Source organism: Vibrio sp. B1FLJ16 (assembly GCF_905175385.1).
Lineage (GTDB): Bacteria > Pseudomonadota > Gammaproteobacteria > Enterobacterales > Vibrionaceae > Vibrio.
This window is the reverse complement of sequence record NZ_HG992749.1, coordinates 1,249,749-1,273,667: the sequence shown is the minus strand read 5'-3', so window position 1 is coordinate 1,273,667 and position 23,919 is coordinate 1,249,749. Positions and strand designations below refer to the sequence as shown.

Annotated in this window: 21 protein-coding genes; 15 read left to right on the top strand and 6 right to left on the bottom strand. The window is 45.5% G+C overall.

What is annotated here, in order from left to right; translation table 11 throughout:
* The first annotated feature begins 465 nt into the window (after positions 1-465).
* Together ushA and KHN79_RS05805 are read left to right on the top strand one after the other, a co-directional pair.
* The gene (gene ushA / locus KHN79_RS05810; RefSeq protein ID WP_182008051.1) at positions 466-2,169 is read left to right on the top strand and encodes a bifunctional UDP-sugar hydrolase/5'-nucleotidase UshA; all 1,704 of its coding nucleotides are present in this window, start codon (positions 466-468) and stop codon (positions 2,167-2,169) included.
* 413 nt (positions 2,170-2,582) lie between these two features.
* Positions 2,583-2,804 carry a hypothetical protein gene (locus KHN79_RS05805; protein WP_182008052.1) on the top strand — a complete coding sequence of 74 codons (222 nt, stop codon included), beginning with the start codon at positions 2,583-2,585 and terminating at the stop codon, positions 2,802-2,804.
* Positions 2,805-2,887: 83 nt separating this feature from the next.
* On the opposite strand, the gene KHN79_RS05800 is transcribed toward KHN79_RS05805, so the two are convergent.
* On the bottom strand, positions 2,888-3,136 hold the full coding sequence (locus KHN79_RS05800; protein ID WP_182008053.1) for a DUF1289 domain-containing protein: 249 nt from the start codon (positions 3,134-3,136) through the stop codon (positions 2,888-2,890).
* A 167-nt stretch (positions 3,137-3,303) separates the two neighbouring features.
* On the opposite strand from KHN79_RS05800, the gene KHN79_RS05795 reads away from it, so the two are divergent.
* Positions 3,304-3,750 carry an META domain-containing protein gene (locus KHN79_RS05795; protein WP_182008054.1) on the top strand — a complete coding sequence of 149 codons (447 nt, stop codon included), beginning with the start codon at positions 3,304-3,306 and terminating at the stop codon, positions 3,748-3,750.
* 113 nt (positions 3,751-3,863) lie between these two features.
* Here the strand turns inward: KHN79_RS05795 and KHN79_RS05790 are convergent, their stop codons facing one another.
* Complete coding sequence (locus tag KHN79_RS05790) at positions 3,864-4,460, bottom strand: response regulator (RefSeq protein ID WP_182008055.1); 597 nt, start codon at positions 4,458-4,460, stop codon at positions 3,864-3,866.
* A complete protein-coding gene (locus tag KHN79_RS05785) occupies positions 4,450-6,252 on the bottom strand; it encodes a sensor histidine kinase (RefSeq protein ID WP_182008056.1) in 1,803 nt (600 codons plus the stop codon). Before KHN79_RS05785 ends, KHN79_RS05790 begins: the two co-directional genes overlap by 11 nt.
* A 279-nt stretch (positions 6,253-6,531) precedes the next feature.
* Here KHN79_RS05785 and KHN79_RS05780 point away from each other — a divergent pair, with 279 nt between their 5' ends.
* From KHN79_RS05780 to KHN79_RS05725, 12 genes are all read left to right on the top strand, one after another.
* Positions 6,532-7,515 (top strand): rhodanese-like domain-containing protein, encoded by a 984-nt coding sequence (locus KHN79_RS05780; protein WP_182008057.1) that lies wholly within the window; start codon positions 6,532-6,534, stop codon positions 7,513-7,515.
* A 27-nt stretch (positions 7,516-7,542) separates the two neighbouring features.
* On the top strand, positions 7,543-9,339 hold the full coding sequence (locus KHN79_RS05775) for an FAD-dependent oxidoreductase (RefSeq protein WP_182008058.1): 1,797 nt from the start codon (positions 7,543-7,545) through the stop codon (positions 9,337-9,339).
* Positions 9,336-10,106, top strand: coding sequence for a (Fe-S)-binding protein (locus KHN79_RS05770; protein WP_182008059.1), 771 nt, complete (start codon positions 9,336-9,338; stop codon positions 10,104-10,106). Before KHN79_RS05775 ends, KHN79_RS05770 begins: the two co-directional genes overlap by 4 nt.
* A 24-nt stretch (positions 10,107-10,130) precedes the next feature.
* The gene (locus tag KHN79_RS05765; RefSeq protein WP_182008060.1) at positions 10,131-10,808 is read left to right on the top strand and encodes a TVP38/TMEM64 family protein; all 678 of its coding nucleotides are present in this window, start codon (positions 10,131-10,133) and stop codon (positions 10,806-10,808) included.
* A gap of 205 nt (positions 10,809-11,013) precedes the next feature.
* Positions 11,014-12,159 carry an ABC transporter substrate-binding protein gene (locus KHN79_RS05760; protein WP_182008061.1) on the top strand — a complete coding sequence of 382 codons (1,146 nt, stop codon included), beginning with the start codon at positions 11,014-11,016 and terminating at the stop codon, positions 12,157-12,159.
* 9 nt (positions 12,160-12,168) lie between these two features.
* Positions 12,169-13,878 (top strand): thiamine ABC transporter permease, encoded by a 1,710-nt coding sequence (locus KHN79_RS05755; RefSeq protein WP_182008062.1) that lies wholly within the window; start codon positions 12,169-12,171, stop codon positions 13,876-13,878.
* Entirely contained in the window at positions 13,844-14,491 is a 648-nt protein-coding gene (locus KHN79_RS05750; protein WP_182008063.1) for an ATP-binding cassette domain-containing protein, read from the top strand. Before KHN79_RS05755 ends, KHN79_RS05750 begins: the two co-directional genes overlap by 35 nt.
* Positions 14,484-15,095, top strand: coding sequence for a CDP-alcohol phosphatidyltransferase family protein (locus tag KHN79_RS05745; protein ID WP_182008064.1), 612 nt, complete (start codon positions 14,484-14,486; stop codon positions 15,093-15,095). The genes KHN79_RS05750 and KHN79_RS05745 overlap by 8 nt, the downstream gene beginning before the upstream one ends.
* A gap of 125 nt (positions 15,096-15,220) precedes the next feature.
* Positions 15,221-15,697, top strand: coding sequence for a glycine zipper 2TM domain-containing protein (locus tag KHN79_RS05740; protein ID WP_182008065.1), 477 nt, complete (start codon positions 15,221-15,223; stop codon positions 15,695-15,697).
* Positions 15,698-15,904: 207 nt separating this feature from the next.
* Positions 15,905-17,434, top strand: a complete 1,530-nt coding sequence (gene norR, locus KHN79_RS05735; protein ID WP_182008066.1) for a nitric oxide reductase transcriptional regulator NorR — start codon at positions 15,905-15,907, stop codon at positions 17,432-17,434.
* A gap of 174 nt (positions 17,435-17,608) precedes the next feature.
* Positions 17,609-19,270 carry a hydroxylamine reductase gene (gene hcp, locus KHN79_RS05730; RefSeq protein WP_182008067.1) on the top strand — a complete coding sequence of 554 codons (1,662 nt, stop codon included), beginning with the start codon at positions 17,609-17,611 and terminating at the stop codon, positions 19,268-19,270.
* A gap of 67 nt (positions 19,271-19,337) precedes the next feature.
* The gene (locus KHN79_RS05725; RefSeq protein ID WP_182008068.1) at positions 19,338-20,381 is read left to right on the top strand and encodes a hybrid-cluster NAD(P)-dependent oxidoreductase; all 1,044 of its coding nucleotides are present in this window, start codon (positions 19,338-19,340) and stop codon (positions 20,379-20,381) included.
* Between the two features lie 63 nt (positions 20,382-20,444).
* Here the strand turns inward: KHN79_RS05725 and KHN79_RS05720 are convergent, their stop codons facing one another.
* From KHN79_RS05720 to KHN79_RS05710, 3 genes are read right to left on the bottom strand one after another with little or no spacing between them, the layout of a single operon-like run.
* Complete coding sequence (locus KHN79_RS05720; RefSeq protein WP_182008069.1) at positions 20,445-21,377, bottom strand: class I SAM-dependent methyltransferase; 933 nt, start codon at positions 21,375-21,377, stop codon at positions 20,445-20,447.
* An 18-nt stretch (positions 21,378-21,395) separates the two neighbouring features.
* Positions 21,396-22,088 carry a TIGR01621 family pseudouridine synthase gene (locus KHN79_RS05715; RefSeq protein WP_182008070.1) on the bottom strand — a complete coding sequence of 231 codons (693 nt, stop codon included), beginning with the start codon at positions 22,086-22,088 and terminating at the stop codon, positions 21,396-21,398.
* 49 nt (positions 22,089-22,137) lie between these two features.
* Positions 22,138-23,751, bottom strand: a complete 1,614-nt coding sequence (locus KHN79_RS05710; RefSeq protein WP_182008071.1) for a methyl-accepting chemotaxis protein — start codon at positions 23,749-23,751, stop codon at positions 22,138-22,140.
* Positions 23,752-23,919: the final 168 nt, after the last annotated feature.

Sequence of the window (23,919 nt, the reverse complement as noted above, 5' to 3'; positions counted from 1 at the left end):
CGGGGTTTTACTATTTAAGCCAAGTCAAAAAACTCACTTCTTACTCTCCGCTCCCCGAAGATAGTTACTCATACTGTTGTTTGAACAGAAATATACGCTTTCTTTCTTAAATACCCTATTCAGAAAATGGCCGCCAAACACAAAAATCAGAAATTCTCTATCTCTTAACTGAGAAACTATTGAGATAAAAAATAAACCCTTTCAAGAGCGATCAAGATCTCATTTGTATGTACGCTAATTCATACAAATAGCGTGCATTCAACTATCCTCTTCACAAAATTACGTTAAAGAAAACGTCGAATATTAACTGAAAACCGATTCTGTTTATTTATCGACGGAGTTTAAAAGGTTATGAACTCGCTTATTTGATACAAGTATAAATAAGACACAGATCACTAAAATATCAAATTTAATCAGTATATTGCACGCCGTAATAATAACAAAATCACGAAAAAGGATCCCCCTATGAAATTCTCCAAATCGCTCTTGGTACTTTCGGTTGGTATTGCTCTTGCTGGATGTGACTCAGACACTGATACCATTGCTATCAGCTGTGAAGCAGCAGATTCATGTACAAAATTCACCATTCTTCACACTAACGATAACCACGGCCGTTTCTGGGAAAACGACAGTGGCGAGTATGGTATGGCTGCACGTCAAACGTTAATCCAGTCTCTTCGTGCAGACGTGACAGCAAATGGTGGTGAATCTATTCTCCTTTCCGGTGGTGATATCAACACAGGTGTGCCTGAGTCAGACATGCAAGATGCTGAACCGGATTTCATGGGGATGAATCTGCTGGGTTACGACGCGATGGCCGTCGGTAACCACGAGTTTGACAACCCTCTCGATGTCCTCAACAAGCAAATTGCATGGGCAGACTTCCCTATGCTGGCGGCCAATATCTATAAGAGAGATTCTGAAGGCAACGTGACCGACGAACGTTATTTCGCTCCTTATAAAGTTTTTACTCTTAATGGCCTTAAGATCGCGGTAATTGGATTGACAACGGAAGCGACCGCCAAACTGGTAAACCCAGACAACGTTGCGGATATCTACTTCGAAGCTCCTCAAGTAGAGATTCAAAAAGTCTTAAAAGAAATTGAAGAGAACGAAAGCGTCGACCTGGTTTTCGCAACCACACATATGGGTCACTACCAAAATGGTAATTACGGCAGTGAAGCACCTGGTGACGTAATGCTGGCTCGTTCACTTGAAGAAGGACAGCTGAATGCCATCATTGGTGGCCACTCACAAAACCCTGTATGTATGGAGCCTGGCACAAACGACTATGCGGACTTCACCCCAGGTGATGACTGTACGCCAGATCAGCAAAACGGTACTTACATTATGCAGGCGCACGAGTGGGGTAAATATGTTGGCCGTGCAGACTTCGAGTACTACGACGGTAAGCTACACCTGGCAAACTACGCACTAATACCAGTCAACCTACTCGATGAGAACGACGAGTTTATCGGCGGGTACATTGAACCTGATGCGGAGGTGAAACAAACCCTTCAGGTTTACCAGGATCAAGGTCAGGAACTGTTAGGGGAAGTGATCTCCAATACAGACGGTAAGCTAGAAGGCGACCGTGCCATTGTTCGTTCAGAGCAAACTAACCTGGGTCACCTGCTTGGTGAAGCTTACCGTACTTACGAATTAGTAAATGCTGATTTTGGTGTAATGAACTCTGGTGGCGTGCGTGATTCCATTCCAGCAGGTGACATTGCCTACCGAGACGTACTAACAGTACAACCTTTCGGTAACTTCGTCACTAAAGCGACCATGACAGGTCAGGAAGTTGAAGACTATCTGGACGTAGTAGCAACGAAATCTGCCGGCTCTGGTGCTTACGCTCAGTTAGACAACATTACGCTGGACGTTGACTGTGATGCTGGCTCGGTAACAATCACTGATATTAACAATAAGGGATTTGAACTAGACGCCGAATACACGTTTTCTGTAATCAGCTTCAGCGCCGCAGGCGGTGATGATTACCCTGTAATCGACGTTGAATCGACTCAGCTGACAGACGCTTACGTTCTTCGCGAATTCTTCGTCAAAAACCCTCAGATTTCAGCTGCGGACTACGAAAAGAACTTAGGCAACATTCAGTACTTCAGCAATGGTCAGTCGGTAACAGGCTGCCCGGCGACAGGTGATTAACAATGTAATCTCTTCATGAAGAGGTTGCTCTCAGACACGAACCAAAATTTCTGACGAATATGACCGGGGTCTTTAAGGCTCCGGTTTTTTATTTCTCTTAAATCTCTGAAAATATTCCACCTTCACAAATTGTTCAAAAATTGTTCATTTATGTTGTTGACGCCCCCATATCGGGCTTCTATGTTTGATAAGGTCTTTCTTATATACAGACTCGTTAATTAACTTTCCGCACAACTTTGGACGTTATTGAGAGCAACTGTAAGAAAGACGTAAATGGCGTTATAACTTCTGCTCTCAAACGACTTGTCTTTTAGACTCCAAACTAAGGTGATTCGCCTCAATGCGACACCAATGAGCAGTGTTCCGGACGCCAATATGTGTCAAATGCTGCCATCGAGTTCTGGAGGTGAAAAATGAAACGAGCCAGCAAGAGCTACAGACTTGAAATTATCAAAGAAGTGGTCGTACGCAGAGAGCGAGAAGCATGTACTGATCCTATGGCGAAGTATATCCACCGACTTATGGATGAACGCCCGACAAGCAAGTTAGATGTTGAACTGAACCACCGATTTGCAGGAAGTCACTTCGACGAACAAGCAGGAGGCTGGATTAGCGATACTTGGTCAATGAAATAACGCCATTTAGGATAATAGCTAGAAGCTTCCCGGCTCACAGCTTCTTGGTTCACAAAGAAACCACGAGCCGGGAATAAATCTCATTAGAACAGATCTTGCTGTGGGGAGATAGCTTCTTTTGGCTGCTCAGCCCTCCCCTTACTTGCTGACATTTTTCTTCTGTAACGCTGACGGCATAACTTAATCACGTAGAGCTGCTGAGCAGGTGTGTATTTCTGCCAGTTAAACCGCTCTTCTCTTTTGCGCATACATCCTTTGCAATACCCTTTCTCGTCGGCACTACAAATGCCAACACAAGGACTGGGGACAGTAAAAAACTCCAATTGCTCCATGCTAAAACCGTTCTTTTATTCTCGTAACTTACTCCAACCGTAGATCGGTGCTAATCAGTAACATGTACTGCAATGAGCTGCGTTATATCAAACTATTACCGTATACTGACAAAAACAGTGTTTTATTACGTATACTTATCCTCGTTTTGTATAACGGAGTCTATTAAATGAAGCTTAGTCTAAAAACGTTAGTTGCTGCAATTTCCCTACCTGTTCTAATGACGGCATGTACAAGCAACGGTGACAATGTGAAAGAAATAACGGCTCAAGACTTACAGCACCATAATTGGGAGCTGGTTCAGATTGATGGTAACAAGATCGAACTTACCGAACGCCAAAAAGCACCCCGCCTGGAAATTGGTGAAAATCTGACCGCTAACGGCAATGCTGGCTGTAACAATTTCTTTGGTCAGGCTGAGCTGAAAAATAACCAACTACGCATCGATAAAATGGGCATGACCATGAAAATGTGTATTGGTGACATCATGAATATCGAGAAAGCAATGTCTACAACGCTATCTGACTGGAGTGATATTACACTGACTAAAGATGGCTTAGTTCTTAAAAATTCAGAGCATGAGTTAACATTTACTCTTCGTGATTGGGTTAATTAACCAATTGATATACTGATTAACCTCAAGATGATCGGTTCAGCGAGAATGACTTGGGTATATTATTAAAAAGCAGCCAAACGGCTGCTTTTTTATTTCTAAACCATTTTTTGTTTTTAAATCAAATGCCCTACTTTACGAATGAGCACCGCCAAATTGTCGGCTTCAAGCTTCTTCATCACATTAGAGCGATGCACTTCGATGGTTCTTAATGAGACGCATAACTCATCTGCCATTTGCTGATTCTTTTTACCTTGAACAATTAAATCCAGCACTTCTCTTTCCCGTTGAGTTAACGACTCGATCGCTTTAGATTCTGCAAATCCCTTTGCGCTAGATTCAGAAGCCTGCATGGCTTTATCAATAGCAGTCACCAGACTATCTCCATCAACCGGTTTTTGAAAAAAATCAATGGCACCACTTTTTAACGCTTCTACCGCCATAGGTATATCGCCATGGCCTGTTAAGTAGATGATGCTTAACGCGCTGTTCTGATTGCTGAGTATTTTCTGAATATCTTGGCCTCTGAGACCCGGCATTCGACTATCCAGTAACACACAACCTATCTGATCGGTGTCAATCGCATCAAGAAACCCTTGCCCCAGATTAAATGTTTCTACTCGATAGCCATAGCTCTCAAGCATAAACGCCATAGATTCCAGCACCGATTCTTCATCATCAACAATATAAAGTGGGTATTGATCACGACGCATCGTTTTCCTCCAGGTAAGGTAATTGAATGGAAACCTGACAGCCTGTCGGTTCAACATGTAAGAATCGTATCGTGCCGGAATGCGCTTCAATGATATCCCGGCAGATAGCAAGCCCGAGCCCGAGCCCTTCAGCCTTAGTCGTATAAAAAACCTGTTCCAGAGGGATTTTGCTTTCATCAAAGCCGATACCATTATCAATAACATCAATCGAAAGCTGATCGTCACCAAAAACAATGTCGATAGTGACTAATAACGGAAAAGACGGATTGTCATGACTCTGGCATGCATCTTTGGCATTAGTTAATAAATTGAGCATCACTTGAAGGAAGCCTGTAGGGTCAACGTAAACCAAGCGCTCAACTCCGGTGAAAGCTACTTGCAGACGAACGCCTTTACGTTCAAACTCATATTCCACCAGCTTTATTGACTCTGAAATCAAGCCACGCAAATCAACCCAACGTTTCTCAACCGGTTTTTTCTTAATTAAAGCACGCAGCCTTTGGATAATGTCACTGGCAACCCCGACCTGTTGTTGAATTCTGTTCAGCACCGGTTCAAGTTCTTCTGGTGTAACACCCTGCTCTAATCGGTTTTTCGCGCCTTGACTGTAATTCTTTATTGCAGCTAGGGGCTGGTTGATCTCGTGCGCGAGGCTACTGCCTAATTCACCGACAATCGTCACACGCTGAGCATATTCCAACAAACTGCTCTTTGTTCTCAGGTCGTTTAATGTTGATGACAATTTCCTTTGGTTGTGCTTGAAGCGCCACGCCAAAGAGATGTGATATAGGGTCAGAACTAAAAAGGATAGCAGTATCACGATGACGACTGAGCGATGTTTCACCAGCCAACCCGTCGCACTCTCAGAAAAGTCTTTCTGCAGCGGGTGTAGATCGAGATGTTTGTATACATTATCAACATCCACACTCGGTACCGCCAGCATCCAGCCTTTATTATTTGCAGCCGAGGCCGCAGGGTGGTCACTCGGCATTGCAAACAGTGTTTGGGCAACGTACTGCCCTACTTCAATTGGCGTTCGCTCTGTCATTGCGAGCGTCCAGTTAGGATAGAGAGGAGTACTCACTGCGCAGATCGAATTGGCTGGCCGCTGTTCATTCAGGACGCGCACGTCTTTTAAATTAACTCGCCCCTCTGCCACTAAACTCTCTAAAGTACAAGCTGGCACAATCGCAACATCACGATCATGATTTATTACATCCAAGATAATTTGATCGGTTGGCGGGCCGGTAAACTCAATGTTCTTAAAGAAAGACGAACTGAAAAAACCTAACTTATCCACTTCATATCTCAATGCCAGAAAACCACCGAAGGCTTTTTCTGACACTGCACCTATTCTCGCTTCGTCAACCTGCGAAAGCTTCTTATATTTCGAGTCTTCTCTGACTATCACCACAGAAGCTATAGACTTATTCGGGATATCGCTATAAGCCGTTTTTTGTGTTGCAAGCCAGCTAATAGGAAACTCACGGGCTAGCTTCGTCGCCTGCCCCGGACTCGTCAGAATGAAGTCTAACTGATTGTTAAGAAACGCCGTTTCCAACTGGTCGAAGTCATAAGTGTGAAGCTGAAATTTATATTCTGAACTCTCGGAACTCAGCCAGTCCACAGTTGGTTCCCAAGCTTGTCTAGCGTGATCATGCCCTCGTAATGCCAACACTCCGACATCAAAGGTTTCTCTTTGTTTTTGTTGCGCATATACCGTCGCGCAGAACATTAAGCCTAGAAGAAGAATTATTAACCGTCTTAATGTTTGAGAATAGTTATCAATCACTTATCAATCGTTTTCCTAAAAAATCACGTGCATATTTTATCACTTTAAACCTTGCTAACTTTGTTGTTTTAGATCAATCACACACCATTATTGTGGAAAACCACAATAGAGTCAGAGTTCTAATTTCCACAAAATCCATACCTATTAAGAGGTAATCGCTAAATCCGCACAGAGCAACAAAAAATGAATAAAAAAATGCTCATGTACCTCACACCAAATTCAATTCGTTTGATTCAAGAGTCAGGCGATAAATTTTCTAAACATTATGGAAGCAATCTAATGAAAAAATCGACTATCGCACTAGGTGTATTGGCAGCGGCTGTAGCTATTGGTTACCCAACGTACAAGTCAATGTTTGCAGCTCAAGCAGTATCGGTAGATACCTCTGAGCAAATCAGCAAATTTGGTCAGTATGCACATGCTGAACACTTCATTTCTGCTGAGCAGCTAAAACAAATGATGAACAGCGATAAAGACGTTGTCGTTATCGGTGCGCTTAACCCTCTAAAGCCTGACAGCCCTATCTCTGGCTCTTTCACTATGTGGCGTAACGACTACTCAGCGAAAAGTGGCGAGTACGAATTCGGTGGTATGCGTAACACAACTGAAGAGATGGAAGAGATCCTTAGCAACTACGGTGCTACTGCTGACTCTACTATCGTAGTTTACGCGGCAAACTCTCACCACGATGCTGCACGTCTGTACTGGCAAATCAAAAACCTTGGTCACCAGGATGTTCGTTACCTAGATGGTGGTCTGAACGCATGGATTGGTGCAGGTTACGAAACGGGTAAAGCTAACGTACAAGTTGCTCGCTCTGATTACAAAGCACCAAACGCGGCTCAGGAAGCAAGCACTCTTGCAACCTTGGATATGGTAATTGCAGCTCAAAACAGTGACGACTGGGTAATCATCGATACTCGTGGTACTGACGAGTTTGATGGCAGCGCAACTAAGAAAGGAGCATTCGGCCCTGGCTCTATCCCGGGCAGTGTTCACATCAACTGGACTCAATCTGTAAACGCTGACACAACGCTTAAGTCTTCTGAAGAACTAAAAGCACTTTACGGTGACGTGATCAAAGGCAAGAAAGTTATCGCTTTCTGTCAGTCTGGTGTTCGTTCTGCGCACACAACAATGGTACTAACTGAAGCGCTGGGTGCGGAAGAGGTATACAACTACGACGGTTCTTGGATCGAGTACAGCCACGCGCACTACGAAGCAAAGCAGCCTGAAGTAAAAGTTATCAACGGCAAAAGCTAATTCGGTCACTTAAAGTAAGCAAAAACTATGAGCAATGTAATTTTTAGTCAAAAGCTGTACGAAACAGCTCAGATCATCGTTGATGGCTGTATGGGTGATGCCGATCCTGCTTGTCAAACTGCCTGCCCAATGCATACGGACGTTAAACAATACGTTCGTATGGCGGGTGAAGGTGACTTTCAGGGCGCACTGGACTTAATCCGTAGCAAGCTATTCCTGCCTCAAACGCTGGGTCGCATCTGTGCGCACCCTTGTGAGGCTTCTTGTCGCCGTAACACGGAATTTGGTCAGCCAATCAGTGTTGCTGGCATAAAACGATTTGTGGCAGAAAAGCTGGACAACCAGGAGCAATGGGATCTTAATATCGCCGCTCTTACCAACAAGCATATTGCAATTGTTGGTGCCGGTCCTGCGGGGGCTCAGGCGGCTATTGAACTGCGTCGCCAGGGCCACGAAGTCACAATTTACGAAAAGCTGGATGTTTATGGCGGTATGATGCGTGTAGGTATTCCTGAATACCGACTACCTCGTGACGTTATCGACTTCGAGTACAGCTACTTAAACCTGCTGGGTATCAACACTCAGTTCGGTATCGAAATCGGTAAAGACATCACTTTCGAACAACTACGCGCGGATCATGACGCAGTCATTCTGGCTCATGGTGCACACGTAGGTTCAATCATCCCTCTTCCGGGTCACGACAACGACGGTGTATTCTCGGCAGTAGAGTACCTGAAAGAGATCTCAGAAACTCGCCAGTTCCCTCGCGCAGGTAAACGCGTGATGGTCATTGGTGGTGGTGACGTTGCAATGGACTGCGCGCGCTCTTCCTGGCGTATCGGTGCAAACGAAGTATACCAATGTTCTCTAGAGAGTATGGACAATCTTCCTGCAAGCCAAATTGAAATTGATGAGTCGCTGGAAGAAGGCGTGGCATTCAATGCTGGCTGGGGTCCTGTCGCTATCGAACACGAAAACGGCAAAGTCACTGGTATCACAATCAAAAAAGTACTTTCTATCCTGGATGAACAAGGCAACTTCGCCCCTCAATACAGCGATGAAAGCAAAACTATCGCGGTAGACACCGTAATATTTGCAACAGGTCAGGTTGTTGCTGACATCACAGACGGCGCACTAGAGCAAACTCGCGGCGGCCGTTACGTTGTCGATAAGCAGACCCTCGCTACCAGCCTTGAAGATGTATTCGTTGCAGGCGATGCGTGTGGCGGTAACATCGTTATCGAAGCGATGGCACTCGGCCGCAAGGCAGCAATGAGTGTTGAACGTTTCTTTGCGAAACAACCTCTTACTGAAGGTCGTGACTTTACTCAAGAGTACGCTTACGAATCTCGTCTAGACGTACCACTGCCAAAAGGTACGGTTGATCTGCCTCGCCTGCACGGTGAGTTACGTGATGCAGACGAACGTAAACAAGACTTTGCTCAGGTTGACTTGGGCTTCACAGAAGAACAAATCAAACAAGAAGCATCCCGCTGTCTGCAATGTAGCTGTAAGCTATGTATGAGCGAGTGCATCATGATGAACGACTTCAGTGACTGTCCTAAGACCATGTTCACTGATTTCATCAACAATGAGTCGATGGATCCGCTACTGGCATACTCATGTAACGCATGTGACCAGTGTACCCTCGTGTGTCCGAAAGATTTCCCTATGAAAGAGATCTTCCTTGGTGCCCGTGCTGACTTTGTTAAAGCGAATAATGGTCAATCCCCTATTGCCGGACACAAAGCTATCAACATGCACCAGAAGCTGGGCTTCTCAAAAATCTTTACTATGGCGAAAAGAGCGGTATCTGCAAAATGAGTAATAAAGTATTTATGCCAGGATGCAGCTTGCCATCCTATTCACCAGAAGGCGTCGCAGCAATCGCGAGTTACTTGAAAAAAGTATACCCAGAGATGGGCGCTGTACAAAAATGCTGTGGTAAACCAACTGCAGCAATCGGTCAAACAGACAAGTTCAAAGAGCGTTACGGTCAGCTTCAGGACGATTTTGATAAGCTCGAAGCACAAGAAGTTATCGTGGCATGTCAAAGCTGTTTCGGCATGATCAAAAAAGCGGGCGCTGCGCAAAAGCCAGTATCACTTTGGAAGCTACTGCCAGAAATCGGTTTGCCTGAAGAGATCCGTGGTAAAGCGAAAGACAGTGATGTGGTATTTACCATTCACGACTCTTGCTCTACTCGTTACGAGCGCGAACTTCAGGATGGTATCCGCTGGATTCTAAACGAACTAGGCTACAAAACGTCTGAGCCTGAACACACTCGTGAAAATACACGCTGCTGTGGTTTTGGCGGCATGGTTGTGCCAGCTAACCCAGATGTAGCGACTCGTGTTATCAAGCGTCGTGTTGAAGAGTTCAAGACTGACCACGTAGTGGTGTATTGCTCTGCATGTCGTGCATCAATGATGGGTGTAGACACAAAAGCGTGGCACATCCTGGACCTGATGTTTGGTCCTGTCGTGATGAATGGCGATGAGCCACCAGTAAACGTACTTGCTAGCCCGGTTAAATCTTGGTTTAACCGCTACAAGTCGAAGTCTGGCCTGATCAAGTGTATGTCTGTTTAACTATTTTGAAGTGAAGATTAATTCATGAAATTCGTAAAAATCGCTCTAATCGTTGCGGTAGTTGCTCTTGTACTATTCGTTGCGAAACAAACTGGCATCCTTGAGATCATCACTGATATCAAGAGCCTACAAGAATGGATCGCAAGCTTTGGTGTTTGGGGTTACGCGGTATTCGTTGCTGCATTCGTGTTTGCTTGTGTATTCCTGCTACCGGGAAGCGCATTCACTATCGTAGCTGGTATTGTTTTTGGTCCGGTTAAAGGTGCTATTTTAGCCCTATTCTCTGCAACACTGGGCGCGGTTGCGGCATTTATCGTAGCTCGTTTCCTACTACGTAACACCATCATGAAGAAGTTTGGCGACAACCCAATCTTCAAGAAAATTGATGATGGCGTAGCGCAGAACGGCACAAGCTTCCTTATCCTGACTCGCCTAGTTCCTGTATTCCCATTCAGTCTGCAGAACTACGCTTACGGTCTGACTAGCTTAAACCTAGGTACTTACGCATTGGTTTCTCTACTGACAATGGCACCAGGTGCATTCATCTTCGCTTACATGGCAGGTGACATTGCAACTAACGGTGTATCACCAATGTTGTTAGTTAAGTTCGCGGTTGCTGGCCTTATCCTATTTGGCATGTCACTTATTCCTAAGTACATCGCTAAGAAAAAAGGCATCAACATGGAAGAATTAGCGAAGTAGTCCGGTCTATCCAGAAACTCACAATCAGAGTGCAACTCAGTATGGGTTGCACTCTTTGTTTCAAGATGCTGACAGAACACCGCTTTGATTCATAATTAGCATTCATATTGATATTAATGGAAGATAGCTTACTATCCATGTAAGAGGTTGATTTTCTCAATCTTATTGCCCATCAGTAAGTAAATAAACATAGCGCGGATAAACTATGAAAAAGCTACTTAGCACCATCGGCCTTTTAGCCACCACTTTCACGACCCATGCTTTGGCTCAAGACTGGAAAGCGATCGAACAACAAGCGGACGGAGAAACCGTCTACTTTCATGCCTGGGGCGGCAGCCAAGAGATCAACCGCTACATTCAGTGGGCAGGTAAAGAGCTAAAATCACGCTACAACGTGACACTTAACCACGTAAAAGTCACCGATATTTCTGAAACCACGACTCGTTTAATCGCCGAAAAAGCAGCGGGAAAAAACAGTGGCGGCAGTGTTGATATGGTTTGGATCAACGGCGAAAATTTCAAATCAATGAAAGACAATAAACTTCTCTTCGGTCCATTCGTAGACAAGTTACCAAGCTGGCAATACGTCGACAAAACATTGCCAGTGAATGTAGATTTCTCCGAACCGACTGAAGGGCTAGAAGCGCCTTGGGGTGTTGGACAATTGGTGTTCATTCATGATGCAGAGGAGCTCAACAACCCTCCTCACTCGTTTGTAGAAATGCTAAGCTATGCAAAAGCGTTTCCTAATCGCCTGTCTTACCCTCGACCACCAGAGTTCCACGGAACAAGCTTCATCAAAGCACTATTGATTGAGCTAACCAATAATGATCCTGCGCTGCAAAAGGCAGTAACACCAGAATCGTTTGAACGCGTTACACAGCCGCTGTGGAAATATTTAGATGAATTTCATCGTGTTGCCTGGCGTGGTGGTAAACAGTTCCCTGCTGGTACGGCAGAAACCATCCAGTTGCTGGATGACGGCCAGATTGACTTAGCCATCACGTTCAACCCGAATGCGGTTTTCTCTGCTCAATCTAGTGGCAACCTGACTGAAACCACTAAAGCGTATGCGATGGACGCAGGTGCATTGTCAAATATTCACTTTTTGGCCATTCCGTGGAACGCAAATGCCAGTGCGGGTGCGCAAGTTGCTATAAACTTCTTACTGAGCCCAGAAGCACAATCACGCAAAGGCGACATTAACGTCTGGGGTGATCCTTCTGTTCTGAGTAGCCAGTACCTCACCGGTTCGGCTAAGAACACTCAACACTTTAAGTCTATCGACGAGCCACACCCAAGCTGGCAAGCCGCATTAGAAAAAGAGTGGTTAAAACGTTACGGGAATTAGTACGAGCCCATGTTAAGAGCGCTCTATTTAGTTATTATCGCAGTTTGTATATTACCTACCGTCCCAGGGTTACTTGGGGTGGTAGTTTCTGCGCTCGGTTATGTACCTCCGATCGGTCTGACCCAGTTCTCGTTAAACGGCTTTTATGCTGTATTTGACTGGGAAGGGGTTTGGACCTCCATCAGCTTGACCTTCTATTCTGCTATTGTGAGCAGCTATTTAGCTTGCCTACTCACTTTTGCCATTCTGCAATCTGCTTGGGGAACTAAGTTCTGGCGTAAGATAGAAATCTGCCTTTCCCCCCTTCTTGCGATGCCACACGTTGCGTTTGCTATCGGCTTTGCCTTTTTGTTCGCGCCAACTGGCATGGGAGTTCGTATTGCCAGCGAACTATTTGGCTACGATCCAAACGCACAGACAGTGAATGATCTAGCGCTGCTGATTAAAGATCCCCATGCGCTTGGCTTAATCATCATGCTGGCGATAAAGGAAACCCCTTTCCTGCTGCTGATGAGCATTCCTGTTTTGCAACAGCTAAACGTGGATAAGATTGAAAAAGTCAGTCACTCAATGGGTTACAGCTCTACGCAAACCTGGTTGAAATGTATATTTCCGCAATGGTTGTCGAAGCTGCGTTTCCCTATGTTGGCTGTTATGGCTTACAGCCTATCCGTCGTTGATGTCGCACTGATCATCGGCCCTACCAACCCACCGACTTTTGCCGTATTAGTGTGGCAATGGTTTAATGACCCTGACTTGTCTTTACTGCCAAGAGCGGCGTCCGGTGCAGTTATTCTCTTTGCGATAGCATCACTGTTGATAGGCTTTGCACGCTTTGTTGAGTGGGCCGTAACTAAAGGCGTTAAGCGCTGGCAATACTCTGGACGCAGCGGGATTCCCCTACCGGGAAAAACGCTATTCTCGCTTATCACTTTGCTTGCTTTTATCATGGTGCCTTTGATGGTGTTGTGGAGTTTTGCTCAGCGCTGGCGCTTCCCTGACCTCTTGCCTAGCCGTTATAGCCTGCGCTTTTGGGAATACGAATGGAGCAGTATTTTAGGCACAGTAGAACAAAGCATGACTATCGCAGTGATAAGTGCCAGCATCGCATTGATTTTGGCTTTGATTGCGCACGAGTATCGCCTGCGCCATCGCTGGCAGGTACCGGGCTATATCATTGCCGTGCCTATGCTTATCCCACAGTTATCCGTACTGTTTGGTATGCAGGTAGCAACCTTATACTTTCACGGCAGCGCTTATTTTTTCTGGGTTTGCTGGGCACATGTATTCTTCGCTTTCCCGTTTGTCTACTTGTCTCTTGATGGGCCATGGCGCAGCTTCAATAACGGCTTAACCCGAGCCTCGCTCAGTCTGGGTAAGTCGCCGTTGCAAACATGGTTAAAAGTAAAATTGCCAATCCTGCTTCCGGCGATCGTTTTTGCATGGGCTGTCGGCATCAGCGTAAGCCTGGCTCAGTACCTGCCAACATTAGTACTCGGAGCCGGTCGTATCAGTACCATTACAACCGAGGCAGTTGCCCTTTCAAGTGGCTTCGACCGTCGTGTCACCGCGATTTATGCGATTTGTCAGGCACTGTTACCACTCATATTCTTCTCTTTTGCAATTATACTTAGCCGTTTAAACGTCAAGTATCGCCGTTTGTCTATTAAAGGTTTACTAACCAATGAGTCTTTGTCTCAAAAACCTCGCCATCCGTAAGGCAAATGGCGACACGCTTTTCTCCGCGTTTAATCTCAGCATAGAGGAAGGAGAAATTGTCACCCTGATGGGGCCAAGTGGGTGCGGCAAATCTACGTTGTTAGATGTCATTGCCGGCCACCTGTCTGACGAATTCGTCTATTCCGGTTCTGTCACACTCGATGAAGACACGCTGGATGCCGTGCCTGCACATAAACGTAAGGTCGGTATCCTATTTCAAGATGACATGCTCTTCCCGCATTTGACCGTGTGGGAAAACCTCGCCTTTGCATTACCGGATTCCGTCAAAGGTTCCGCGAGAAAAGAACATGCAATGCAGGCGCTGAAAAACATCTCATTAACCAAAGTAGCCAACTCCTTCCCTGATCAGATATCGGGAGGGCAGCGTGCGCGTATCGCACTGACAAGGATGCTGCTTGCACAACCTAAAGCGGCGCTGTTAGATGAGCCGTACAGTAAGCTTGATAAAGACCTTAGGGTTCAATTTAGAAACTGGGTAGTGGAGCAGCTTAAACAAGCCAATATCCCGACGTTAATGGTGACACATGATGAAGATGACATTCCTGAAGGCAGCCGCTGTATAAACTGGCCTTGGGAGGCTCAGAATGCTTGATAGCTTTAGTATTAAAGTCATACGGTGGCCACTTACTCAAACCGCTAAGTTCGTCGATAAATGCGGAATAACAGCAAACCAAACCACGTTATTTGGCTTTGCCGTTGGCTGTTTGGCCTTCCCTGCCCTTATCACCGAGCACTATTTGCTTGCCCTGATGTTTATAGGTCTGAACCGAGTCTGCGACGGTCTTGACGGCGCGTTGGCAAGAATTCAGGGAATCACTGATTCAGGCGGCTTCCTTGATATCAGCTTAGACTTTCTGTTTTACTCCCTGATTCCATTCGGGTTTGTACTCGCTAACCCCGAGCAAAATGCCATCGCTGGCGCTTTTTTGATTTTCTCTTTCGTAGGAACGGGAAGTAGCTTTCTGGCCTTTGCGGTCATGGCGGGAAAACAAGGTATTGATAACCCAGTTTATAAACACAAATCACTTTACTACATGAGCGGTTTAACCGAAGGCACGGAGACGATTGGAGCTTTTATAGCGTTTTGCATTTTTCCCCAATATTTTGCCGTGATTGCCTATGTTTTCGGCGCTGCTTGTTGGTTCACAACCTTTACGCGTATCTACTCCGGTTTTCATACACTCAAAGACAAATAACACTATTCAAAATTACTCGCCATTTACATAACAGCCTCTGTTAAATCGCTGTTTTTTCGTATATGTCTGCAGGTACTAAAACATACGTATATACTCTTTACGTATCTGAAGCATTTGGAGGTTATATGAAAAAACACGTCAAGGTAGCCATGATGATAGCGCTTACCATATTCACGTTAGGAGGCTGTACTTCTCCTAATCCGTACGGTGATGCATATGGCTCTGCAGACACTCGTAAAGTTCAGCAGGTTTACTACGGAACCGTGGTAAAAGCGGAACCGGTGACCATTGATGCCTCCACTCAAGCCAACGCGATTGGCACAGTAGCTGGCGCAGCCATTGGCGGGATTTTAGGCTCCGGCGTTGGTGGTGGGTCAGGTTCTGATATTGCAGCCATTGGTGGCGGTCTGTTAGGTGGTTATCTAGGAAGCAAAACCGCTGAAGAAACCGCGAAGCGAAACGGTGTCAACCTAACAATAAAATTAGAAGATGGGAAAATGATCGCAATTGTGCAAGAGGCGAATCCAAATATGATTTTTCAACCGGGTCAAGCGGTTCAAATCAATATGTATGGTAGCGAAGCCAGAGTTGTACCTCGCTAAATCTGAGCGACCATTATTAAGTTACCTCTTCCGCCTTCACAGTTAGATTTCAACATCAGCGCGAGCAAGTGCCCTTTTGCATTTACTCGCTCTTGTTGTCTTCAAAATTGATCGTCGTCAATCATACATCAACCCCTACCACCTTTTGATGTCCAAATAACATCAAACTGCTAGCATAGACGCATTCATTATGTTTGCGAGCTTGTTATGTCACCGACTGTTGACCACGTTTTACTTAATATTGCACTGAACCTCAGCTCTAACCGTTCTCATAAGCAGCAATATCAAAGCCTCATTGACGGTGTTGCTCAAGTCTTTCCATGCGATGCGACTTGTCTGTTTATATTCGATGAAGCTGGCTTTCTGACACCTGTCGCGGTGAGAGGGCTATCCAACTCAGTATTGGGACGTCGCTACTTCCCCAAAGCACATCCACGCTTAGAGGCCATCATTCATAGTCGTGAACCCGTTCGCTTTGACGCCGACTGCTCACTGCCTGATCCCTTTGACGGTACACTATTAGCTGAAGAGCAATGTATTGATGTTCATGATTGCATGGGATTTAGTTTGTATGTGGAGGGGCAACTGGTAGGCGCGTTAACTATGGACGCACTCACTATTGGCGCGTTTGACGATATTGATCCCGTTGCGATCGAAACATTTGCAGCTTTGACAGCTGCAACACTACGTAACATCGCTCAGGTCAAAGCACTTAAGGCACAGAATCAGAAGCAAAAAAATGTCACGCAAACTCTTATCCAACAAGCTCGATCTCAACATGGAGATATGGTTGGTTTAAGCCCTCAAATCAGTCAATTACGTAATAACATTGCTACTGTTGCTCAATCGGATTACGCCGTGTTAATTACTGGTGAAACAGGAACAGGCAAAGAACTGGTTGCCCACGCAGTACACGCTCAATCCCATCGTAGTGATAAACCGATGATATACGTCAACTGTGCAGCTTTGCCTGAAGGACTAGCAGAAAGCGAGCTGTTTGGTCATACAAAAGGAGCGTTTACTGGCGCAAACAGCCACCGCGCCGGTAAGTTTGAACTCGCAGATGGCGGGACCATTTTCCTCGATGAAGTCGGTGAACTACCGCTGATTTTACAGGCAAAATTACTACGAGTGATTCAGCAAGGAGAGCTGCAACGTGTGGGTAGTGACCAGAATTTGATGGTTAATGTCCGAATTATCGCCGCAACGAACCGACAACTGGAAAACGAGGTGGAGACAGGTACCTTTCGGGCTGATCTTTTTCACCGCTTAAATGTATTCCCAATCCATGTTCCACCACTTCGTGCCCGTGAAGGTGATATTCCTGTCTTAGCGGGATACCTGCTAGAAAAAGTGCGCCAGCAGTTCAATGCACCAAATCTGCATGTACACCCGAAGGCCCTGATTCAACTAGAGTCTTCGCCTTGGTACGGAAACGTCCGTGAACTGGAACATACACTCACACGCGCCGCTTTGCACGCAATTCAACAAGGCGCAAGCACCATCTTGCTAAACCATTTTGATACGTCACTGGCTGAAAATGATGTAAAAAACACATCACACTATCTTCCTAACGAAAGTCACCCCATGCGTGAACTCGTTGAGCGCTATCAATGTGATTTAATTGAACATGCTTTAAGCCAATCAGGAGGAGTTTGGGCAAAAGCGGCAGAGTTTCTGCAAATGGATCGCGGTAACTTATACCGGATGGGAAAAAAGCTCGGGATCAATAAATAGTCAACGTCAATCATACGATGTAATTAAGACATCAGTTACGCTGTCTTAATTACATCACAAATCTAGCAAATAACCATAAAAACACAAAATAATCAATGAGATAATAACTGGCACGCAACCTGCTCTCTAGTGGTCAACAACATAGCGATTATAACAAACACTGGAGAACCCAATATGTTCTGTATTCAATGTGAACAGACAATTCAAACCCCTGCTGTTAAAGGCTGTTCTTTTGCACAAGGTATGTGTGGCAAGACTTCCGAAGTCTCTGACCTGCAAGACGTGTTAGTTTACACGCTGCAAGGGGTTTCTTTTTGGGCATCACAAGCACTTAAATTCAACATCGTTAACGATGAAATCAACCAATGGGCTCCGAAAGCATTCTTCTCTACGTTAACCAACGTGAACTTCGACCCAGAGCGCATCCTAGAACTGACGTCTCAAGCGGCTATGTTCAAAGCCATTTTGAAAGAGCAAGCAGTCTCTGCTGCAACGTTAGCAAACGAAGAGTTAGTCAACATCCCAGCTGTCGCCAACTTTGAGCTTCCTAACAGCGCTGAAGCGATCTTAGCCTTCGCTCCTCAAGTTGCTGTCAACCGCGGTAAAGACCAGGTACACGAAGACGTAATCGGTCTACGTCTACTTTGCCTGTATGGCCTAAAGGGTGCTGCAGCATACATGGAACACGCGCGCGTACTTGAGCAAACCAACAACCACATTTATGCGGAATACCATGAAATCATGGCATGGCTTGGCACAGACCCAGAAGATCTAGGCGAGCTACTGGAGTGCTCTATGCGTATTGGTTTGATGAACTACAAAGTAATGGAAATGCTAGACCAAGGCGAAACTGCAACCTTTGGTCATCCAGAACCGACTACAGTTAACGTTAAGCCAGTTAAAGGCAAGTGTATTTTAGTATCAGGCCATGATCTGCATGACCTAGAGAAAATTCTGCAACAAACCGAAGGTAAAGGCATTAACGTATACACCAATGGTGAAATGTTACCTGCACACGGCTACCCTGAGTTGAAAAAATACCCTCACCTAGTCGGTAACTACGGTAGCGCTTGGCAAAACCAACAGAAAGAATTCGCCAACTTCCCTGGCGCAATCGTCATGACATCAAACTGTCTGTTAAACCCAAATACTGGCCAGTACGCCGACCGCCTGTTTACTCGTAGCATTGTAGGTTGGCCTGGCGTTGCACACCTTGAAGGAGATGACTTCAGACAAGTGATCGAATGTGCACTAGCACAGGAAGGCTTCAAACATGACGAAATCGAACACAACATCACTGTTGGTTTTGGTCGTAATGCGTTAATGAATGCAGCTCCTGCTGTCATCGACCAAGTGAAACAAGGTAACATAAAGCACTTCTTCCTAGTTGGTGGTTGTGACGGTGATAAATCAGAACGTAGCTACTACACGGATTTCACTGCCGAAGCACCAGAAGATACGCTAATCCTTACCCTAGCGTGCGGTAAATACCGCTTCAACAAAAACACCTTTGGTGATATCAACGGCATCCCTCGCCTATTAGATGTGGGTCAATGTAACGATGCGTACTCTGCGATTCAGCTTGCACTTGCACTGGCGAAAGAGTTCGACTGCGACATCAATGAATTGCCACTCACACTGGTGCTTTCTTGGTTTGAGCAAAAAGCAATCGTGATCTTACTGACGCTATTCGCTCTGGGCGTGAAAGGCATTTACACTGGCCCAACAGCGCCAGCCTTCCTCACGCCTAACCTAATCGCGATCATCCAAGAAAAGTTTGATATGCGCAGCATTAGTAATGTGCAAGATGATCTAAAAGCTATCCTAGCAGCGTAACCTCAACGCCTACTCAAACCGCCCCTTCATTGACGGGGCGGTTATACCTGAAATTGAAGAGAATACTATGTTTTTTGAATGGCAAGGCAATCAACCTGTCACACTACGTTGTATCGATAAATACTTCGAAACCCCTGACACGGTAAGTCTAAGATTGGCGGATTTATCCGAGTCACTTTTGTTCGAATTTAAAGCGGGTCAGTTCATCAATCTCGGTATTGAAGTTGATAACAAGATGGAGTATCGCGCTTACTCGCTGAGCTCTTTACCTGGTGCTGACCACCTTCAACTGACTGTCAAGCGTGTGGACGGCGGCAAAGTTTCTAACTTTATCATCGACAAACTTTTGATTGGCGATACCGTACAAGCGCTTCCACCAGCGGGTGAGTTTAACTGTATTGACCATCCACCCAAGGTGCATCAAGGTCAAAAGAAAGCATTACTGGTCAGTGCTGGCTGTGGAACTACACCGGTGTTTGCTATGGCAAAACAGTGGCTGAGCAACAAACAGGATATTGATATCGAGTTCTTACATATTGCTCGTTCACAACAAGAAACCATCTATTTTGATTTGCTAGAAACGTACAACTCAGTCTACCCAAATTTTAAGTTGAAACTCTTACTCAAAAACCGCGGTGAGACACTTCATCCCGAAGGCCGATTAGATGCACATTGGTTGCAAACCTTGGTGCCTGATTTTAAAGATCGAACCGTCTATCTATGTGGTCCAAATCAGTTCATGCTCGATGTTCAAGGCTACTTGAGCGAGCTAGGTTTTGACATGGAGAACTTCTGTCAAGAGAGCTTCACGCCAGCAGCCAGTGAACCATCAGAAGTATACTCTGAATCTGCCAGTATTTACGTGCCCGACTTTGCGCAAACCCTAGAGGCACAAAAAGGTGAAGTGCTTGCCGATGCTTTAGAAAATGCAAGTTTACCACTTATCGTGGCTTGTCGAAGCGGTATTTGTGGCTCTTGCAAGTGTAAAGTGAACAAAGGCGAAGTTTCATCTACTAGCCAAGAGACATTGACACCGGAAGAGATTGATCAAGGCTATGTCCTTGCGTGCTCGTCAACGGTTGAATCGGATCTCGACGTACAGATTGGTTAACAGAGACCTAGCCGAAATTTAAAAAGCGCCAACAAAGGCGCTTTGTCTAATCGAGATTTGCTTCTAGCTAAACAGCAACACTTTCAGTGCAGATTCACTGTCAACGTCCATAAACTCCGGCGGGTTATCTAGACGCTCACGGAAAGTCAGCTCTGGCGCTTCCTCTTGCATGCTTTCAATCAAGAAGTCACTGGTCACTGATGGCGAGTTTACACAAGCAAGAACTTGTCCCCCTTCCGCTAGTAAATCAGGTAATCGACGCAGGATCTTTTTGTAGTCTTTAGTCAGCGCGAAGCTGCCCTTTTGGAACGAAGGCGGGTCAATAATGATCAAATCGTACTGACCAGATTTCTTAATTTTTCCCCATGACTTAAAGATATCATGCCCCAAAAAGCTGACTTGATTGATGTTATGGTCGTTCAGCTTGTGGTTCTCGCGTCCTTTTGAGAGCGACGCTTTTGCCATATCCACGTTGACTACTTTATCCGCACCACCAGCAATAGCAGCCACAGAAAAACCACAAGTGTATGCAAATAAGTTAAGCACGTTTTTGCGTTGGGCATTATCACGCACCCAGTCACGACCATAACGCATATCCAAGAACAATCCGAAGTTCTGGTTACGACCAATATCCAGCTGGTATTTCAGACCACTTTCTTCCACAACCGGGCGAGCGTCAAGTTCACCAAGCAGCACTTCAGACGGCGCGCCATCGGCATAGCGGTGTTGAAGAACCATAGTCCGGCCTTGTTTGTCTAACCAAAGTGGCGACTCCGCCAAAGTTTTCAGACCGCTTTTGAGTTCAGCAAGAAACTCTTCGTCCACTTCTCTGAACAAGTTGATGATCAGCTGACCTTGCAACCAGTCACACGTTATCTGCTCTAGACCTTCAAAACGGCGACCACGACCGTGAAACAATCGACGAATCTCATTCGGAGCTTGAGTGAGTTCGGTTTCTAAATGCTGAAAAAACAGCGGAAGTTGTGATGCTTGCATCGAGTTCTCTTATCTATTTTATTTAATGGTTGGCCAGTTCAAATCCCAAGGATTTAGCCAGGTATCAATGCCCTGCGACACCTCCTCGGAATGCCATTCTCTCCCAAGCGCTTTGTAATCCCGCGGGTCGCAAACAAAACGAAATAGTTCATCCTGATAAGTAAAGCACAGGGAAAATGCGTGCAGATAACCCCGGTCGGCATCATTACCCGCATTATAAATCGGATCACCAACAATGCCCGAGCCAACAGACTTCAATGCCACGCGTATCTGGTGCGTTTTACCAGTATGTGGCTTGCACAGAAACAACCGCTCACCCGGTTCAGCGGCCAGAGAGAAGAACTGAGTCACAGCAGGATTGTTTTTGCTGTTTACCAGCTTCCAAGATGAGCGACGAGAACGCTCCATATCGCCGACAACCAGACCCTGTTTTTTCTTTGGCTTTTTGGAACCAATTGCAAGGTAGAACTTTTCGACTTGGCGATTCGCAAAGGCTTGTGACAATGTACTCGCGGCTTTGGCGTTACGTCCCAGGAGTAACATACCAGAAGTCATCTTATCCAGACGGTGAATAAGATAGAGCTGATCATCACCACTTTGCTTCGCCACTTCCTGCAGCAACATGGTGTCACCATCGTCTTTATGTACTGAGACGTTTGGGTGTTTATTAATGACCAAAAAATCTGGATGAGTATGTAAAATATTGAACATAAAAAAATGGCTCCGCATTGGGAGCCAAAAGTATACCGATTCTGTTTGATTAGGCGAGCTTAAACTTGCCTACTAATGTTTCCAGTTCCTTAACCTTGCGGTTTAGACCTTCAACGCTCTGCGAGCTCTCATTCGCCAGTTCTAGTGAGCGTAAAGAAATATCACTGATAGACGTAATGTCCGATGCAATTTCTTTGGTTACCGCAGTTTGCTGCTCTGCTGCGGTAGCGATGGAATTAACCATGCTTTGCACATCTCCCGCACCGGATACGATTTGCTCCAATGCGTCGACAGCATCAGAGCTTTGACTCACACCGATATCAACTAATCGACAGCCATCCTGGGTGTAGTTCACCGCATCTTGCGTACCGACTTGGATTGCCTGAATGATTTCCCCTACTTCCTGTGTCGCATTGGTAGTGCGTTCCGCCAGTGCTCGCACTTCATCAGCAACCACAGCAAAACCACGACCAAGATCGCCAGCGCGAGCCGCTTCTATCGCCGCGTTAAGCGCCAGTAGGTTTGTCTGTTCTGCAATCCCCTCAATCACTTTAATGACCGCGCCAATCTTCTCACCATGTTCGCCCAGATGGTTCATCTGTACTGACATATCCGCCATTTGATTAGATACTTGCTGGATACTGCTCACCATTTCAACAATGACCTGGCGTCCCTGCTCCGCGGTCTCTTCTGATTTGCGTGCCTGTTCAAAGGTAGAAGAACCCTGCTCGGCAACCTGCGAAATCGTAAGGCTCAGCTCTTCTGCGGCTGTCGCAATCAGATTTGCTTTATCTGCCTGGCTCCGAGCTCCGGATACCATGTCCTGACTCACCATAGATAAGTCACCGGATACCGATTTAACTTCTTCAGATACCACCGAAATCGAACCGATCAGACCGGTAAGCGATGACTGCATTTTATTTAGAGAAGAAGCAAGGTTAGCCAACTCATCGCCGGACTTATCTTCAATTGGCGCAGCAGTCAAATCACCTGCAGCAACCTTCTGTGCCAGCTCATCCAATCTGCTTAAACGTTTGGTGATGGAATTTGACAGTAAATAAGCGATTACAGCCGTAGTAATTAAGGCAACCGTGCTTAGCACAAAGATAGAGTTTTCAATACTGTTAAACGAGTCATTCAGACCTAACAGAGCCTCACGTGTACCTTCGCGCCCATCCGATGATTCTGCGTGAATAATTGACTCGATAGGTTCAATGTTGGTTTGATACAACTTACTTAGGAACGCCACATTGTCATCCATACTCGCCAAGCCAAGGTTAGTCAGAACCTGGGATTCAAAACCTTGAGTAAAGGCTTCCATGTAGCGCTCTATTTTTTCTATGTTGCGGTAATCTTCTCCGCCAACCGTCTCTAGTTTCTTAACTTCTTCGATTGCTGATGCAAAGTCTTTTTTACCCGACTGATAACGACTCTGAGCCCCTTCTACCTCGATCATACTGTTCAGGGCATTGCGATACATTTCGCCGACTTCGTGATTCAGAATTAAGTACTGGATCGTTTCAGGAACGTCGTCTGTTCTTACCTCTTCTGCGACCGCATGTGAACTAAACACTTCTTTGGTAATGACGGTCACCATCACCAACATAATTGCCAAAATGGCACCAAAACTCATATAAAGTTTTTTACGCACAGACATAGCCACAACTAACGCTCCTTAGCTTTTATTATATTCTGGAAAAACCAGACAATTTTACGTTTTCCTTATAGTTGTCGGCACAATCATCTAAATCTTGAATGTATTTTCATAGAAAGATAAACAAACGTGAAATCAATCCCATACTCTGCAGAATTTAATGTTATTTCAATCACT

What these genes read in the sequence shown, in the direction of transcription:
- ushA (WP_182008051.1), top strand. Translation starts at nt 466, where the DNA reads ATGAAATTCTCCAAATCGCTCTTGGTACTTTCGGTTGGTATTGCTCTT.
- KHN79_RS05805 (WP_182008052.1), top strand. Translation starts at nt 2,583, where the DNA reads ATGAAACGAGCCAGCAAGAGCTACAGACTTGAAATTATCAAAGAAGTG.
- KHN79_RS05800 (WP_182008053.1), bottom strand. Translation starts at nt 3,136, where the DNA reads ATGGAGCAATTGGAGTTTTTTACTGTCCCCAGTCCTTGTGTTGGCATT.
- KHN79_RS05795 (WP_182008054.1), top strand. Translation starts at nt 3,304, where the DNA reads ATGAAGCTTAGTCTAAAAACGTTAGTTGCTGCAATTTCCCTACCTGTT.
- KHN79_RS05790 (WP_182008055.1), bottom strand. Translation starts at nt 4,460, where the DNA reads ATGCGTCGTGATCAATACCCACTTTATATTGTTGATGATGAAGAATCG.
- KHN79_RS05780 (WP_182008057.1), top strand. Translation starts at nt 6,532, where the DNA reads ATGAAAAAATCGACTATCGCACTAGGTGTATTGGCAGCGGCTGTAGCT.
- KHN79_RS05775 (WP_182008058.1), top strand. Translation starts at nt 7,543, where the DNA reads ATGAGCAATGTAATTTTTAGTCAAAAGCTGTACGAAACAGCTCAGATC.
- KHN79_RS05770 (WP_182008059.1), top strand. Translation starts at nt 9,336, where the DNA reads ATGAGTAATAAAGTATTTATGCCAGGATGCAGCTTGCCATCCTATTCA.
- KHN79_RS05765 (WP_182008060.1), top strand. Translation starts at nt 10,131, where the DNA reads ATGAAATTCGTAAAAATCGCTCTAATCGTTGCGGTAGTTGCTCTTGTA.
- KHN79_RS05760 (WP_182008061.1), top strand. Translation starts at nt 11,014, where the DNA reads ATGAAAAAGCTACTTAGCACCATCGGCCTTTTAGCCACCACTTTCACG.
- KHN79_RS05755 (WP_182008062.1), top strand. Translation starts at nt 12,169, where the DNA reads ATGTTAAGAGCGCTCTATTTAGTTATTATCGCAGTTTGTATATTACCT.
- KHN79_RS05750 (WP_182008063.1), top strand. Translation starts at nt 13,844, where the DNA reads ATGAGTCTTTGTCTCAAAAACCTCGCCATCCGTAAGGCAAATGGCGAC.
- KHN79_RS05745 (WP_182008064.1), top strand. Translation starts at nt 14,484, where the DNA reads ATGCTTGATAGCTTTAGTATTAAAGTCATACGGTGGCCACTTACTCAA.
- KHN79_RS05740 (WP_182008065.1), top strand. Translation starts at nt 15,221, where the DNA reads ATGAAAAAACACGTCAAGGTAGCCATGATGATAGCGCTTACCATATTC.
- norR (WP_182008066.1), top strand. Translation starts at nt 15,905, where the DNA reads ATGTCACCGACTGTTGACCACGTTTTACTTAATATTGCACTGAACCTC.
- hcp (WP_182008067.1), top strand. Translation starts at nt 17,609, where the DNA reads ATGTTCTGTATTCAATGTGAACAGACAATTCAAACCCCTGCTGTTAAA.
- KHN79_RS05725 (WP_182008068.1), top strand. Translation starts at nt 19,338, where the DNA reads ATGTTTTTTGAATGGCAAGGCAATCAACCTGTCACACTACGTTGTATC.
- KHN79_RS05720 (WP_182008069.1), bottom strand. Translation starts at nt 21,377, where the DNA reads ATGCAAGCATCACAACTTCCGCTGTTTTTTCAGCATTTAGAAACCGAA.
- KHN79_RS05715 (WP_182008070.1), bottom strand. Translation starts at nt 22,088, where the DNA reads ATGTTCAATATTTTACATACTCATCCAGATTTTTTGGTCATTAATAAA.